15 protein-coding genes are annotated in these 14,310 nt (G+C 38.9%); 8 read left to right on the top strand and 7 right to left on the bottom strand.

Annotated elements, in window-relative coordinates; translation table 11 throughout:
- Nucleotides 1-477 precede the first annotated feature (477 nt).
- The 3 genes from AACU25_RS01970 to AACU25_RS01960 all read left to right on the top strand — a co-directional run bounded on the left by AACU25_RS01970 (nt 478) and on the right by AACU25_RS01960 (nt 6,840).
- Nucleotides 478-978: a sterol desaturase family protein gene (locus tag AACU25_RS01970; protein ID WP_096573676.1), complete on the top strand. Its 501-nt coding sequence runs from the start codon at nt 478-480 to the stop codon at nt 976-978.
- 742 nt (nt 979-1,720) lie between these two features.
- Nucleotides 1,721-2,323, top strand: coding sequence for a hypothetical protein (locus tag AACU25_RS01965; RefSeq protein WP_096573675.1), 603 nt, complete (start codon nt 1,721-1,723; stop codon nt 2,321-2,323).
- A 530-nt stretch (nt 2,324-2,853) separates the two neighbouring features.
- Nucleotides 2,854-6,840, top strand: coding sequence for a magnesium chelatase subunit H (locus AACU25_RS01960; protein ID WP_096573674.1), 3,987 nt, complete (start codon nt 2,854-2,856; stop codon nt 6,838-6,840).
- A 31-nt stretch (nt 6,841-6,871) separates the two neighbouring features.
- On the opposite strand, the gene AACU25_RS01955 is transcribed toward AACU25_RS01960, so the two are convergent.
- Genes AACU25_RS01955 through AACU25_RS01940 form a run of 4 tightly spaced genes read right to left on the bottom strand, consistent with a single transcriptional unit; the run spans nt 6,872 to nt 8,979 of the window.
- Nucleotides 6,872-7,030 (bottom strand): hypothetical protein, encoded by a 159-nt coding sequence (locus AACU25_RS01955; protein WP_321206551.1) that lies wholly within the window; start codon nt 7,028-7,030, stop codon nt 6,872-6,874.
- Nucleotides 7,031-7,041: 11 nt separating this feature from the next.
- A complete protein-coding gene (locus AACU25_RS01950; protein WP_321206550.1) occupies nt 7,042-7,569 on the bottom strand; it encodes an MAE_28990/MAE_18760 family HEPN-like nuclease in 528 nt (175 codons plus the stop codon).
- Complete coding sequence (locus tag AACU25_RS01945) at nt 7,566-8,684, bottom strand: DUF262 domain-containing protein (RefSeq protein WP_096573673.1); 1,119 nt, start codon at nt 8,682-8,684, stop codon at nt 7,566-7,568. The genes AACU25_RS01950 and AACU25_RS01945 overlap by 4 nt, the downstream gene beginning before the upstream one ends.
- 46 nt (nt 8,685-8,730) lie before the next feature.
- Entirely contained in the window at nt 8,731-8,979 is a 249-nt protein-coding gene (locus tag AACU25_RS01940) for a hypothetical protein (RefSeq protein WP_096573672.1), read from the bottom strand.
- Between the two features lie 95 nt (nt 8,980-9,074).
- Between AACU25_RS01940 and AACU25_RS01935 the strand changes: the two genes are divergently transcribed.
- Nucleotides 9,075-9,449 (top strand): papain fold toxin domain-containing protein, encoded by a 375-nt coding sequence (locus tag AACU25_RS01935; RefSeq protein ID WP_199347127.1) that lies wholly within the window; start codon nt 9,075-9,077, stop codon nt 9,447-9,449.
- A gap of 12 nt (nt 9,450-9,461) precedes the next feature.
- Entirely contained in the window at nt 9,462-9,866 is a 405-nt protein-coding gene (locus AACU25_RS01930) for a hypothetical protein (protein ID WP_096573670.1), read from the top strand.
- Nucleotides 9,867-9,991: 125 nt separating this feature from the next.
- Here the strand turns inward: AACU25_RS01930 and AACU25_RS01925 are convergent, their stop codons facing one another.
- Nucleotides 9,992-10,213, bottom strand: coding sequence for a hypothetical protein (locus tag AACU25_RS01925; protein WP_096573669.1), 222 nt, complete (start codon nt 10,211-10,213; stop codon nt 9,992-9,994).
- Nucleotides 10,214-10,218: 5 nt separating this feature from the next.
- Nucleotides 10,219-10,341, bottom strand: coding sequence for a hypothetical protein (locus tag AACU25_RS01920; protein ID WP_321206549.1), 123 nt, complete (start codon nt 10,339-10,341; stop codon nt 10,219-10,221).
- Between the two features lie 71 nt (nt 10,342-10,412).
- On the opposite strand from AACU25_RS01920, the gene AACU25_RS01915 reads away from it, so the two are divergent.
- From AACU25_RS01915 to AACU25_RS01905, 3 genes are read left to right on the top strand one after another with little or no spacing between them, the layout of a single operon-like run.
- Complete coding sequence (locus AACU25_RS01915) at nt 10,413-10,829, top strand: XisH family protein (RefSeq protein WP_096573668.1); 417 nt, start codon at nt 10,413-10,415, stop codon at nt 10,827-10,829.
- Complete coding sequence (locus AACU25_RS01910) at nt 10,817-11,158, top strand: XisI protein (protein ID WP_096573667.1); 342 nt, start codon at nt 10,817-10,819, stop codon at nt 11,156-11,158. Before AACU25_RS01915 ends, AACU25_RS01910 begins: the two co-directional genes overlap by 13 nt.
- Nucleotides 11,159-11,180: 22 nt before the next feature.
- The gene (locus tag AACU25_RS01905) at nt 11,181-11,756 is read left to right on the top strand and encodes a Uma2 family endonuclease (RefSeq protein WP_096573666.1); all 576 of its coding nucleotides are present in this window, start codon (nt 11,181-11,183) and stop codon (nt 11,754-11,756) included.
- Between the two features lie 144 nt (nt 11,757-11,900).
- On the opposite strand, the gene AACU25_RS01900 is transcribed toward AACU25_RS01905, so the two are convergent.
- Nucleotides 11,901-13,970: an ABC1 kinase family protein gene (locus tag AACU25_RS01900; protein WP_190445550.1), complete on the bottom strand. Its 2,070-nt coding sequence runs from the start codon at nt 13,968-13,970 to the stop codon at nt 11,901-11,903.
- Nucleotides 13,971-14,310: the final 340 nt, after the last annotated feature.

Here is a 14,310-nt window from a genome sequence, read left to right as displayed (position 1 = left end):
AAAAAGCGGTAAGAGAACGCCTTAACCTAAATTTTTACCGATTTTAACTCAACCTTTGCTAATGGTGAAAGCCTTCATAAGAAGATTATGGGGTCAATATGCTAAAATACGTAAATCCGATAGATCTTTAGATGTATAAGCATCATATACTTAGACCAAAAATCCAGGTGACAGGCTTTAAGCAGTTAGTGTGCAATGCCTATAGAACATTAAATGGATGAAACTGCAACTTCTCATGCATGTATTTTGAGAAAAGCAAAATGCAGTTGAGACAGACGAAACTATCAAAAAATCAGATAACGCTGTGTTGCGAAGTTAATTAGTAAAACCGTGCAAATAATCAGAATTGAACTAGTAGTTACCTATTTTTAAGTAACTATCATCTTTCTGTAGCTTGCGTGAGTAGCATCTACATCTTAAATATGAGATGTACAGTTTGTTCTTTGGAGTTTTCTTAACTAGATGTGAGGAGTGCAAATGCTTGAGGCTATCGCTGTAGCTTGGCTATTATTATTTTTTGGTGATTTCCTTTCAACTTTCGTTTACCACATACCCGAGCATGTTTTTGGTAGCCTCCACCTGAAAACGCATCATTCTTGGAAGAAAGATTTCCGCCACTATGCAATTTTGACTTTAAATCCTGAAGTTTTATTAGATGGTGTGCTGGGTGCTTTGCCATATTTAATTATGGCTGCAATTTTGTGGTCTTTCTCCCCAATTGGTGTAATTTCTGGGCTACTTTTGGGACAGTTTCATGTTTGGTGGAGACACATAAGTGTTTTGGCTTGGGAGACTCCAAAACCTATAATTATTTTGTGTCAAATTCTATTTATTACTACTCCTGAGAGACATTGGCTACACCATCAAAAAACAAACCAAGGTTTCGGCGACATTTTCACTTTCTTTGAGCAACCTTCGCTGCTGTGGTTGCGTTGGCTACGTCTGTTGAGGATTCGGTTTCGATACTCACGCATCTAGCTAAGGTAGGGTTTAGGTAAAAATTACTCTGAAGAAAAATGGGTAAAGCGGAAGAGACGGAGTTTCGCGTATGAATTTGAATTAGGGAATCTCTGCAAACTACGAAAAATCAGAATTTTTAGCCTGCTAATGCAGGCTTTTTTCATATATCCGTCTGTTGGAAAACTTTTGAGATTGTGAGATTAAATCTGCTTTTAGCTACTATTGATAACAAAACAGCCATAGTACAATACAGTTCATTTAAGCTTATTAGCCATTGATTTGTCACTTATTAAAGAAGCTAGAATAATTGGGGGATTCTCCCCCAAACCCCCGATTGGGTGACGGTTGCGTCCCCCAAACCCCCTCCAAAATTATTATTCTGTTTTTTTGTTGAATAACTAGTACAGCACGGCGTAAATAAACCACCCATTTCAAATGGGGAAAAATCTGGCAGTATAGGGAGCATCCCAATTTTGCAAATTTATCAACTTCAAACTAGTCATTGCGAATGGAGCGAAGCGGAATGAAGCAACCGCAAAGTCTAGCTGCTGCGATTGCTTCGCTTCATTTCATTACGCTCGCAATGACAAAATATGTTTTTACACATTTGGGATGCTCCCGCAGTATAAGTATTCTTTCTTTTTACTTTTGCCTTGTTGTACTAGTTTTTTGGTTTTGTTATCAATTAATTTTCCTAACTGAACTGTATTTAGCTATAGCTACGATAAAATCAATAATCTTAAATTAATACTTCTTGGTAATGTCTTATAGCGACTTCTCACTATCAAAAGTCAAGCGCGACTTTAATTTAACTACAGTTGAAGGTGTACGGTTTTTACCCGAAACCCAGCCGATAAAACCTAGTCTTTACCTCAAAGAAGCATTAAGCGAAGGGCTACCCTTAGCAACAGCGACGGGTTCAGAAAAAGCTCGCTCTGAGTTAATTATTAGTCCTATTCTTGTAGAAGTTAGGAAAATTCTAGAACGTAAAATCAGCTTTTTTTCGGGTGAGGATTTTACTGTAGCACCGGAGTTAGGCTTAAGTGGAGTATGTGATTTTTTGATTAGCCGCTCACCCGAACAAATATTTATTGAAGCGCCTGTAATCGTAATTATTGAAGCGAAAAAAGGTGATTTAAAACCAGGTTTAGGGCAATGTGCAGCAGAAATGATTGCGGCACAAAAATTCAATGATGCTAATAATATACCAACTAAAGCAATTTATGGGAGTGTTAGCAGCGGCACAGCTTGGCGGTTTTTAAAGTTAGAAGGACAAACACTGACTATCGATTTCCATGATTATACTGTTCCCCCAGTGGAAATATTATTGGGGATGTTGGTTTGGATGGTGCAGGAAGGTTAAATATTTTGGCGATCGCTTTTACGGTAGGACAAGTTGAAAGCTAACACAGCAAATTTTTATCAACAAAAATATAAGTGATTTATTAAATAAATTGCTGATAATTCTGCGCGACCTAATGTTATTCAATCATAAATTCTGTACTACAGACTACCATTCTCCAACTTCTTTGCGATCGCTTGCTGAAAAAATAATTTTTTGTCTGAAAGATAGTGATTTAAAATGATAGTAATAAGATGACTCTATAGTTAAATAGCAGGCACTTCCACGACGCAATAATTAGTGCCGCCCAGGTATTGCTTTACATTTTTTAACAATCAGTGTAGCAAACACTCCTATGTAAAAGCAATATCTGCAAAGAAATATGTCATTATGTTTATCGATTTGTGTCAGTTAGACGACAAAACTACCATTTGGTAGGCGTTTTCTGATAAAAAAAATTCATATTCGTAAAAATAAATTGAAGTTACGAACGGCAGCATCAGCCGTGATGAACTTCTAGTAGAGAACGCGCATCAAAGGAGCCTATCTGCATGTTCACCCACGTCAAGTCCACCATCAGACATATTGCGCCTGATAATTTACGCGGACGTAATTTAATCAAGGTGGTCTATGTCGTGCTTGAGTCCCAGTACCAAAGTGCATTGTCGCAAGCTGTCCGCACAATTAACGCCAATAATCCCAACCTAGCGATAGAAATCAGCGGGTACTTGATTGAGGAACTCCGAGATCCAGAGAACTACGAGGAGTTCAAACGGGAGATTGAGAGTGCCAATATATTTATTGCCTCACTGATCTTTATTGAAGACTTAGCACAGAAAGTAGTAACAGCCGTAGAACCACATCGCGATCGCTTAGATGTTGCTGTTGTCTTCCCCTCGATGCCAGAAGTTATGCGCCTCAACAAAATGGGTAGCTTTTCTCTGGCACAATTGGGTCAATCCAAGAGTGCGATCGCGCAGTTCATGCGGAAGCGCAAGGAAAAATCCGGTGCAGGCTTCCAAGATGGGATGTTGAAATTGCTGCGAACTTTGCCACAAGTGCTGAAGTTTCTGCCAATGGACAAAGCACAAGATGCTCGCAATTTCATGCTCAGTTTTCAGTATTGGCTGGGAGGTTCACCAGAAAACCTGGAAAACTTCTTGCTGATGCTGACTGATAAATATGTATTAAAAGGTGTGGATAAAGCCAATCTGCCATCGACAACTTATGAAGCGCCAGTGGTTTACCCAGATATGGGAATTTGGCATCCCCTGGCTCCGAGTATGTTTGAGGATGTGAGAGAATACCTCAATTGGTACACAGCCCGTAAGGATATATCCAAGAATCTCAAAGATCCTTTAGCTCCCTGTGTGGGTTTGGTATTGCAACGCACTCACCTAGTTACAGGGGATGATGCTCACTATGTAGCGATCGTGCAGGAGATAGAATCCCTAGGAGCCAAAGTACTACCAGTATTTGCGGGTGGTTTGGATTTCTCCAAGCCTGTGGATGCTTACTTTTACGAACCAACTACCAATACACCTTTAGTAGATGCGGTAATTTCTTTGACTGGGTTTGCTTTGGTAGGTGGCCCTGCTAGACAAGATCATCCCAAAGCTATTGACGCACTCAAGCGCTTAAATCGCCCTTACATGGTAGCTTTACCGTTAGTCTTCCAAACCACCGAAGAGTGGATGGATAGCGAACTAGGGTTACATCCAATTCAAGTAGCTTTGCAAATTGCCATACCGGAATTGGATGGAGCAATTGAACCGATCATTTTATCAGGTAGAGATGGTGCTACCGGAAAAGCGATCGCACTCCAAGACCGTGTGGAAGTAGTCGCCAAACGCGCTTTAAAATGGGCAAATCTCCGCCGCAAACCCAAACTAGATAAAAAAGTTGCCATTACCGTTTTCAGTTTCCCCCCTGATAAAGGGAATGTGGGTACCGCCGCATATTTAGATGTGTTCGGTTCCATTTATGAGGTGATGAAAGCGCTCAAAAATAACGGCTACGATTTACCGGAATTACCGGAATCCGCCGAAGCGCTGATGCAAGAAGTCATCCACGATGCTCAAGCACAGTACGCTAGCCCAGAGCTTAACATCGCCTATAAAATGTCAGTGCCTGAATACGAAGCATTGACACCGTACTCCCAACGCCTAGAAGAAAACTGGGGCCCACCTCCCGGACATCTCAACAGCGATGGGCAAAATCTGCTGATTTATGGTAAGCATTTCGGCAATGTCTTCATCGGCGTTCAGCCTACCTTTGGTTATGAAGGCGACCCGATGCGGTTGTTATTCTCCCGTTCCGCTAGCCCGCACCACGGTTTTGCTGCTTACTACACCTATTTAGAGCAAGTTTGGCAAGCTGATGCCGTGTTACACTTCGGTACTCACGGTTCCTTGGAATTTATGCCCGGTAAGCAAATGGGGATGTCTGGTGATTGTTATCCAGACCAACTAATTGGCACAATTCCTAACCTGTATTACTACGCAGCCAATAACCCCAGCGAAGCGACAATTGCCAAGCGCCGCAGCTATGCCGAGACAATTTCTTACCTGACACCGCCCGCAGAAAATGCTGGTTTATACAAGGGGTTGAAAGAACTCAGCGAGTTGATTGCTTCTTACCAAACCCTGAAAGATACAGGAAGAGGTATCCCCATTGTTAACTCCATCATGGATAAATGCCGGATGGTGAACCTGGATAAGGATATCGACTTGCCCGAAACTGATGCCAAGGATATGACCGAAGATGAACGGGATAATATTGTTGGCAGCGTTTACCGCAAGCTGATGGAAATTGAATCCCGGTTATTACCTTGTGGATTGCATATTATTGGTAAACCACCCACAGCCGAAGAAGCGATCGCAACTCTTGTCAACATCGCTAGCTTAGATCGTCAAGAAGAAGAAATTCTCAGCTTACCCCGCATTATCGCCAACAGCATTGGGCGGAACATTGACGATATTTACCACAATAACGACAAAGGCATTTTAGAAGATGTCCAGCTACTGCAAGACATCACCTTAGCCACCCGCGCCGCAGTTAGCGCTCTGGTAAAAGAGCAAACCGACGCAGAAGGTCGCGTTTCCCTGGTTTCCCGGTTGAATTTCTTCAACATGGGCAAAAAAGAACCTTGGGTAGAATCATTACATCAATCCGGCTATACCAAAGTTGATAACGCCGCCTTAAAGCCATTATTTGAGTATTTGGAATTCTGCTTACAACAAGTTTGTGCAGATAATGAACTCGGTGGACTACTCAAAGGCTTAGAAGGCGAATACATCCTACCCGGCCCCGGTGGCGACCCCATCCGCAACCCCGATGTATTACCCACAGGTAAGAACATTCACGCCCTTGACCCCCAATCCATACCCACGACTGCGGCGGTACAATCAGCGAAAATCGTTGTGGATCGGCTATTGGCAAGAAACAAAGCCGAAAATGACGGTAAATGGCCGGAAACCATTGCCTGTGTACTTTGGGGAACCGATAACATCAAAACCTACGGGGAATCACTAGCCCAAATCATGTGGATGGTTGGTGTAAGACCCGTTCCCGATGCCTTGGGACGCGTGAACAAGTTAGAATTGATACCCTTAGAAGAGTTAGGCAGGCCGAGAATAGATGTTGTGATCAACTGTTCTGGCGTATTCCGCGACTTGTTTATCAACCAAATGAACCTGCTAGATCAAGCCGTGAAAATGGCGGCGGAGATAGACGAACCCTTAGATATGAACTTTGTCCGCAAACACGCTTTGCAACAAGCTGAGGAAATGGGTATTAACCTGCGTCAAGCAGCAACCCGCGTCTTCTCCAATGCTTCCGGTTCCTACTCGTCAAATATTAACTTGGCGGTTGAAAACAGCACCTGGGATAGCGAAGCCGAATTACAAGAAATGTACCTGAAGCGGAAATCCTTCGCCTTCAATTCCGATAACCCCGGAATTATGGACGAATCCCGGCAGATTTTTGAAAGCACTTTGAAAACTGCTGATGCAACATTCCAAAATCTCGATTCTTCCGAGATTAGCTTAACGGACGTTTCCCACTACTTCGACTCAGATCCTACTAAGTTGGTAGCAAGTTTGCGGGGTGATGGTAAAACACCAGCATCTTACATTGCAGATACCACCACAGCTAATGCTCAAGTGCGGACATTATCGGAAACCGTGCGCTTAGATGCTCGTACTAAATTATTAAATCCCAAATGGTACGAAGGAATGCTATCTCACGGTTACGAAGGTGTGCGCGAACTTTCCAAGCGGTTGGTAAATACAATGGGTTGGAGTGCGACAGCCGGCGCTGTGGATAACTGGATTTACGAAGATACCAATGAAACCTTCATCAAAGATGAAGAAATGCAAAAACGGTTGATGAACCTTAATCCCCATTCTTTCCGCAAAGTTGTATCAACTTTATTGGAAGTGAATGGACGCGGTTATTGGGAGACTAGCGAAGAGAATTTAGATCGCCTCCGCGAGTTGTACCAAGAAGTTGAAGACCGGATTGAAGGGATTGAGTAGGTTTTAATAAAAAAGGAGGTGCTTTATGTTATCACACCTCCTTTTTTTCTATATTAGAATCTAAATATTCCTGATTGATTAAATATTCATCAATATTTTCTAAAATTTGTCTAAGATATTTTATAACTCTTTCACTTATTTCAAAAAGATTTTCCGCAGATGTATTTTGACCAACTTCTTTAAAAGACATAACACCATGAGCTAAATCATTTCTATTTTTTTTATTGACAGTAAATCAATTCCATCTCTAGTATCTTTGTCAGTAGTAGCTGAAAATCCATATACTCTAGCTATTATCTTGATTTCTCTAGCATCTACATTCCCAGAAAACAAATCATCTCGATTAAAGCCAGATTGAATAATATCTATAAAAATACTTTCTATTTGTTCTAAAAAATCATTAACACCAGATTGTTGTATATTCTTTTTTATATTTTGCAAAATTATTTTTTTAATCTCTAGCCTAAGTTCATCAAAAGAGACACCTTTATTACTAAGTTCATCAAAAATACTTTGAATCGCATTTCTCATAGTAGATTCTATAAGATTGTAAAGCAATAAAAATCCTGTAGCTTTTAAACTTTTATCTAATTCAGAATCAATTTTAGAAATTGCACCATCCTTACTTAATAGAATATTACCTTGTTCCAAATCTCTTAGAAAATAAAGATAATCACTAACGTCCTTAGCACGTTCGTTGAAATCCTCCAAATCTAATACTTTTTTCACTTAACTTTACCTAAAATCTGGTCACGGACATATTCTAAACGACGAATAACTTTATTCTTAGAACTACTAGCATCACTACTAGTGAAGTCTCTAAATTTGTTTGAATCAAGAAAATCTACTGATGCAGGCTTGAGATTGTTTTGCTCTCTTAAAGCTAACGTTATACCAACAGCAAGAGATTCAAATTTAATTCGAGTTGTTGTTCTATCTTTGTTTTTACCTTGTCTAAAACCTCTTGGGAAATACATTTCTACAAAATCAATCATTGCATAAAATTCATTTTTCATACTTTCTAAAGTATTTTTATCAGCATTATTCAGTTCCTTTAAATAATTATCCAGAAATTCATTAATATTTTTATTAAAATATTGATAATTATTTAGAAAAGCAAAAAATCGTAAAACAAATTCTTGAGGTTCTACTCTCTTAATTGAGGGTGCTGTAAAAGCACAAAGATGTATGAATTTTGGGTACTTCGCTAATTCATCTATTAAATCAAGAAAATTGCCTCTTCTAATACCTCTAAGCTTTTCCATTTCATTTAATTCAACACTACCCGTATTTATTCTTTCAAATAGATCTCTACGAGTTTCTTCATCAGCATCTTCTGTTAGTTGAATCATTCGTATGGTTGTTCGTTGAAAACGTCTTTGACGTGCAATAGGTAGACTAGAAAATCGAAATCCTGTGAGTTTATCTAACTTTTCTAAATCCTGTAAACATAACTCATTATTAACAAACCTAGCTAAAGTGCGAATCCTTTGTGTGCCGTCTATGATTTCCAAACGAGCTAAATCTTTTGTTTCTAAAAGATTGTCGTCTACTGCTTCTCCTGAAGTATCTGCCACAAAAATATAAGGAATAGGTAAACCTAAAAGAATAGATTCAATAAATTTAGATTGTCTTTTTTCATCCCAAATCATCGCTCTTTGGTAATCTGGAATAAATAATTCATTAGAATCATCATCAAGGCCAGTTAGATATTTTTGGACTATAACTTCAATAGGATACTCAATTGTGTTATAGTCAACAACTTTTTTTTTGTCGCGAATTTGAATTTCTGCTTCTTCCTGCATTTGTTCTGTAATATTATTGCTTAATAAATTGTTACTCATATTAGGTTTACTTATAAAAGTGATTGCTTATTATGATATACGATATTTAGTTATTGTTGTGCTGAATATAAACTTTGCCTAAACCCTTATAAATAAAGAATTTTAGAATTTTGCACAATAAAATATCACTTTTTGGGAGTGTGGGTATATGCGATATCGCTCCCACAACAGGTGATCGCTTTTCTGTTGAGGTATTCTGCAAAGCGATCGCACTTCCACAACAGGCGATCGCTTTATGTTTGAGATTTTCTGCAAAGCGATCGCTTTTGTGAGGTGTTCTGCAAGGTGATCGCATTTTCTGAGGTATTCTGCAAGGCGATCACACTTCCACAACAAGCGATCGTCTCAGTGATAAAATAATTACTCACTGTTGAGTTTATAGCAAAAATTTTGACTATAAGTATTGAGCAAATCCACCAAATTAAAGAAATAATTAGAAAATATAAAAATCTTGAATGTGTTGAATGCGCTCAATCTATACAAGATTACTTAATATCACAAGGAATTGCAGGAAAGCGGATAAAACTTTATACAGGTTCAGCAATAGGGCGTAATAGTTATATTTATGATGATAGTTTATCAGGAGATGCAATTTCTCTTAACGGTCGTCATCAAGGTATTGCCATTATAATAAATGAGGTGGAGATTATTTTTGATAATCACCATCCTGATGGACTCACGAGAGAGCAATGGCTAGGTAATTTACAATTTTATAATAAATTATATTCTGGTCAGCAGTTTCAAATAACAGAAGAAAATTTTTAATTATTCAAGATTATGCTAGAAAATAACCATACGATTACTATAACTCTTAATGAATATCTCTATGAAATGCTAGAGAAAATTAAACAAAGACCGGGAATGTTTTTAGGTAAATCCTCAATTACTCGGTTGAGAGCTTTTTTAGATGGGTACATGAGTTCCAGAGAAGATTTAGGCTTACCGCCAACTCAACAAGAGATTGAATTTAATCAATTTCCAGATTGGATACAAACAAGGTTTAAGATTACTTCTGCCCAGGGATGGGATAGTATTATTCTTTTCTATTCTACGGATGAAAGAGATGCGTTAAATAATTTTTTTGAGTTATTTGAGCAATTCCGTAATGGTGAAAGTGCTAGGAGAGAAGCAATTAATCAAGAACAAGTTATAGAAAGTCAGCATTCATTAATACCTCAGTAGTGCGATCGCACTTCCACAAAAGGCGATCGCTTTTCTATTTAGGTATTCTGCAAAGCGATCGCTTTATGAGTATGGCATCATCAAATATTTTTTCAAAGATCCCACAACTTGAGATTTTAGCGGGACTAACCATTCCATGAATCACGTTCCTCATTGACATATTCTTGAGCATCAATACCATTCCAAATTTCTTTACCCAATCCACGCAATTCGAGAATGCTACGCTTTGGCTGATATTTTATTGTCATTTGTTGACGAATTAATCTTGATAAGTCTTCAATTAAGCGTATTTGTTCTTCGGATGTGAGACTTTGAGATTGATGTAATACTTCTTGATAACTAGACATATAATTTATAACTTTAATTTTTTGCTGCTAAATATAATATACAGCGATTCAACTACTGTTTTAGAACAAGCGATCGCTTCCTGATGCGTGCGGAGTGAGTTGAGGCGCACTGGCTTGTCGTTAGACATCGCTGAGTCGATTAATTAGTATAATCAATGTAATCATAGTGAATACATTAGCTGATGTCAGCAGAGATAAAATGCCAGCAAAAGACATTTACCATGATGCTGTTAAAAATGCCTTAATTAAAGATGGCTGGAAAATTATAGCCGATCCTTACTTTTTGCAGTATGAAGATGCAGAGCTTTATGCTGATTTATTTGTAGAAAAAGCTTTATTAGTAGAACAAGAAGGAAGAAAAATAGTTGTTGAAATCAAGAGTTTCATCAGCCCTTCACTTATGAAAGATTTTGAAAATGCTCTTGGACAATATATCTTATACCGCGATATTTTAAAATTAGCTAATAAAGACTATAAAATTTATTTAGCAATTAGAGATACAATATTTGATACTTTCTTTCAACGAAAATCTATTCAAGCAGTAGTTAAACGCAATCAAATTGAATTTATTATTTTTAACAACGAACGAGAGGAAATTACCTTATGGATAAATTAATACAATATAGAGAGTTAATTAAACAGGTACTGACTGAGTATGATAGTCTGTCTCGCAAATCACCTGAACAGCATTCAGAAACTTGTTTAGTATTTGATGAAAATAACGATCATTATCTCTGGTTGACGGTAGATTGGCAAGGTAGCAAAAGACTTAAATATACTCATGTTCATATTAGGATAAAGAATGAAAAAATATACATAGAAGAAGACTGGACAGAAGAGGGAATAGCAACAGAATTAATTAGGTTAGGTGTGAATAATAGTGAGATTGTTCTAGCTTTTCAACCCCCAGATGTTAGAAAATTTACAGAGTTTGCAACCGCTTAGTTAATATCCTGTTAATCAGAGTATGGATGCTATAACTCTCAATCTCAACCCAGTGATTCTGCTTACAGATGAGCAATTTTTTCAGCTTTGCCAAATAAACGAACTCATCAGATTTGAGCGTAATGCAGATGGAACATTGCTACTAATGCCTCTTGTAGGCGGATTAACTAGTAACTGCAATGCTAATATTACTGCTCAACTTGGGTTGTGGAATCGTGATGAATCATTAGGTGTTGCTTTTAGTTCTTCTACTGGTTTTACTTTACCAAATGGAGCAGTTCGTTCTCCTAATGCATCTTGGTTAAGGCGCGATAAATGGGATAATCTTACTCAGAAGCAAAAAGAGAGATTTGCTCTAGTATGTCCTGATTTTGTGGTGGAATTACGTTCTGATAGTGATTCTTGGCAAAGGCTACAGAAAAAAATGCAAGAGTATCTAGATAACGGTTCTAGATTGGGGTGGTTAATTGATTTAGAAACTAAACGAGTAGAAATTTATCGCCACAAGCAAGATGTTGAAATACTGCAATCTCCTGCTAGTTTATTAGGAGAAGATATACTACCTGGATTTGTGCTGAATCTGAAAGGTATTTGGTAAATATATGAAAATATAAATGCTTAGATGGATGAAATCTTAACTATTGCTGCGGATAAAGTAATTAATACCTAATTTCTAAAAAAGAAAACCCTCGCTTCCATCAAAAATATGAAAAGCAAGGGTTATTCCAAAAAACAAAAAGTTTTACACTCGTGCAGGTAAAGATAATCTCTCAGATTGGCGTAAATTACTATCTGGAGCCTGATTAACTTCTTCCGTTGCTAACAAATCACGAATCAACTTAGTTAAAGCCTTTTGCAGCAAACGATTAGTAATTTGTTGACCTAAACGCTGTACTCCGGGATTTACTAATAATTGTGCAAGTTGGGGAGCCAGCTGCACTGGGTCAAAGCCACGGGTATCGCGGAGAATGCCTAAAATTCGTTTGATATGCTCTAAGGTTTGTTGTTGCTCAGATGTGGCGGCGGGAGTTTCGTTAATTGCGGTGATTCCTACTTGTTCGCGCAGTAAATAGGTGAAGTTATGCAGGACGTTTTGACTTAAAGCATTTATCCCATTAACAAATTCATCTACCAATTTGTCGCGAATAAAACCGCCACGTTCAGAAGTGAGAAAATCTATTCCTTGAGTGACTACTAAATTTAAATCGTAGTCTTCATTACCTCGTGCATTTCGTAATAAGTTTTCTAAGCGATTCCAACGGAATCTACCTTCTTTAAAAAGCAAATCTTGCAGTGATGCTCTCAGTGCTGGCGCTGGATCGGTTAACAAGCGTTTCGCTACATAAGGATAAGCTTCACTCAAAACTTTAAAGTTGGGATCTATATAGATGGCAATCCCTTCGAGTGTTACCAAAGAGCGAATAATTAAAGCGTAGTAGGGAGGTACACGGAAGGGATATTCATACATCAAAGCCGATAGTTCATCGGTGATGCTTTTAATGTTCAACTCTGCAACACTAGCACCTTGCGCTTCTGCAAAGACTTTGGCAAAGGCGGGAATAATTGGTGTTAAGTCGGTTTCTGGTGATAAGAAATCTAGCTTGACGTAGTCTTTAGCTAAACCGTCAAAGTCACGGTTTACAACGTGGACGATCGCCTCAATTAAACCATAACGCTGGGGCGGCTGAATCTCGCTCATCATGCCAAAGTCGAGATAAGCTAATTTACCATCCAGTGTGGCTAATAAATTACCAGGGTGGGGGTCAGCGTGGAAAAATCCATGTTCTAGCAGCTGACGCAAAGAACACTGGACACCGACCTCAATTAAATAACGCGCATCTATACCTTTAGCTTTAATTTCCGGCGTTTGGGTTAATTTAATGCCGTTAATCCACTCCATCGTCAACACGCGACGATTGGTGTATTCCCAGTATATTTTCGGTACGTATATGTCTTTAATATGACCATATAACTGGAAAAAACGCTCGGCATTTTCTCCTTCGTGTATATAGTCCATTTCTTCAAAAATGCGATCGCCTAATTCATCGAGAATCCCAACTAAATCGCTCCGCACTCGTTTAAACTGTTTCTTCGCCCAACCAGCTAGGCCACGTAATATATATAAGTCAACGGTAATTCTTTCTTTTAAGTCTGGACGCTGCACTTTAACTGCGACTTCCTCACCAGTTTTCAGCCTCCCTTTATAAACTTGTCCTAAAGAAGCAGCTGCAATTGGTTGTGGTGAAAGTTCCGCATAAATTTCTGCTGGTGGTGCGCCGAGTTCTTCTTCTATAAACTGGTAAGCAATTTCGTTGGGAAAAGGTGGTAATTGGTCTTGTAGTTTGGTGAGTTCTTCTAAAAATGCGGGGGGAACCAAATCTGGTCTTGTAGACAAAGCCTGGCCAATTTTGATATAAGCAGGCCCTAGTCTAGTTAATAATTCTCTTAGTTGCGCGGCGCGGCGGCGGTCACTCTTGACCACAATTCCCCGTTTGCTATCCCACCACAACCCCAAAGCAAAGGAGAGTGTCGGCCATAAGACAGCAAGAATCCGCCCGAAAACTTCTAGAGGTCTTTGTTGATAATGCGCTGCAATCTCCACTGGATCGTAACGTGTCATCTCAGTGTCAATTGGTGCCCTCAATGCTCTCTGCTGTTGAGCTGCTATCAGTCTCGGCGATTTAACAACTAAGCCTTGTGTGTCATTTTCAGACACAACTTCAGCAACATATACCTCATCGCGGCGGTTGTTGCTACCGCGATTGTCCTCCTCGATCGGTCGGGAAGTGGGGGGAAGTGTTTTCGCAATCATGAAGAATGGCACCGGTCGAATTGATTCTGTTAAGTATTGTAACAATATGTTTTGTTTCCAGCACCCCGTTTTAGTTAGAACAAGTGGTTTTCTTGTTCTAGTTGCCTCAATCCTTAGAAATTGGATTGTAATAATAGCAAACCACGAGATTTGCTGACATCTCTATATATTGAAAGAAAAATTGTTGTTTCACCTCATCCTCAAAAGAGAATTTCAGCTATTGAATTATGAGAGGTCATAGATCCCCGACTTTTTCAAAAAGTCGGGGATCTGAACAACCGCAACCTTTCAAAATCAATCGGGTAGACTACTAGTACACTAAGGCAAAAATAAACTTCCC

It is taken from the genome of Tolypothrix tenuis PCC 7101, from assembly GCF_963874875.1.
Taxonomy (GTDB): Bacteria; Cyanobacteriota; Cyanobacteriia; order Cyanobacteriales; family Nostocaceae; genus Aulosira; species Aulosira tenue.
The sequence above is the reverse complement of the archived record's forward strand: the minus strand, read 5'-3'. Positions and strand labels throughout refer to the sequence as shown.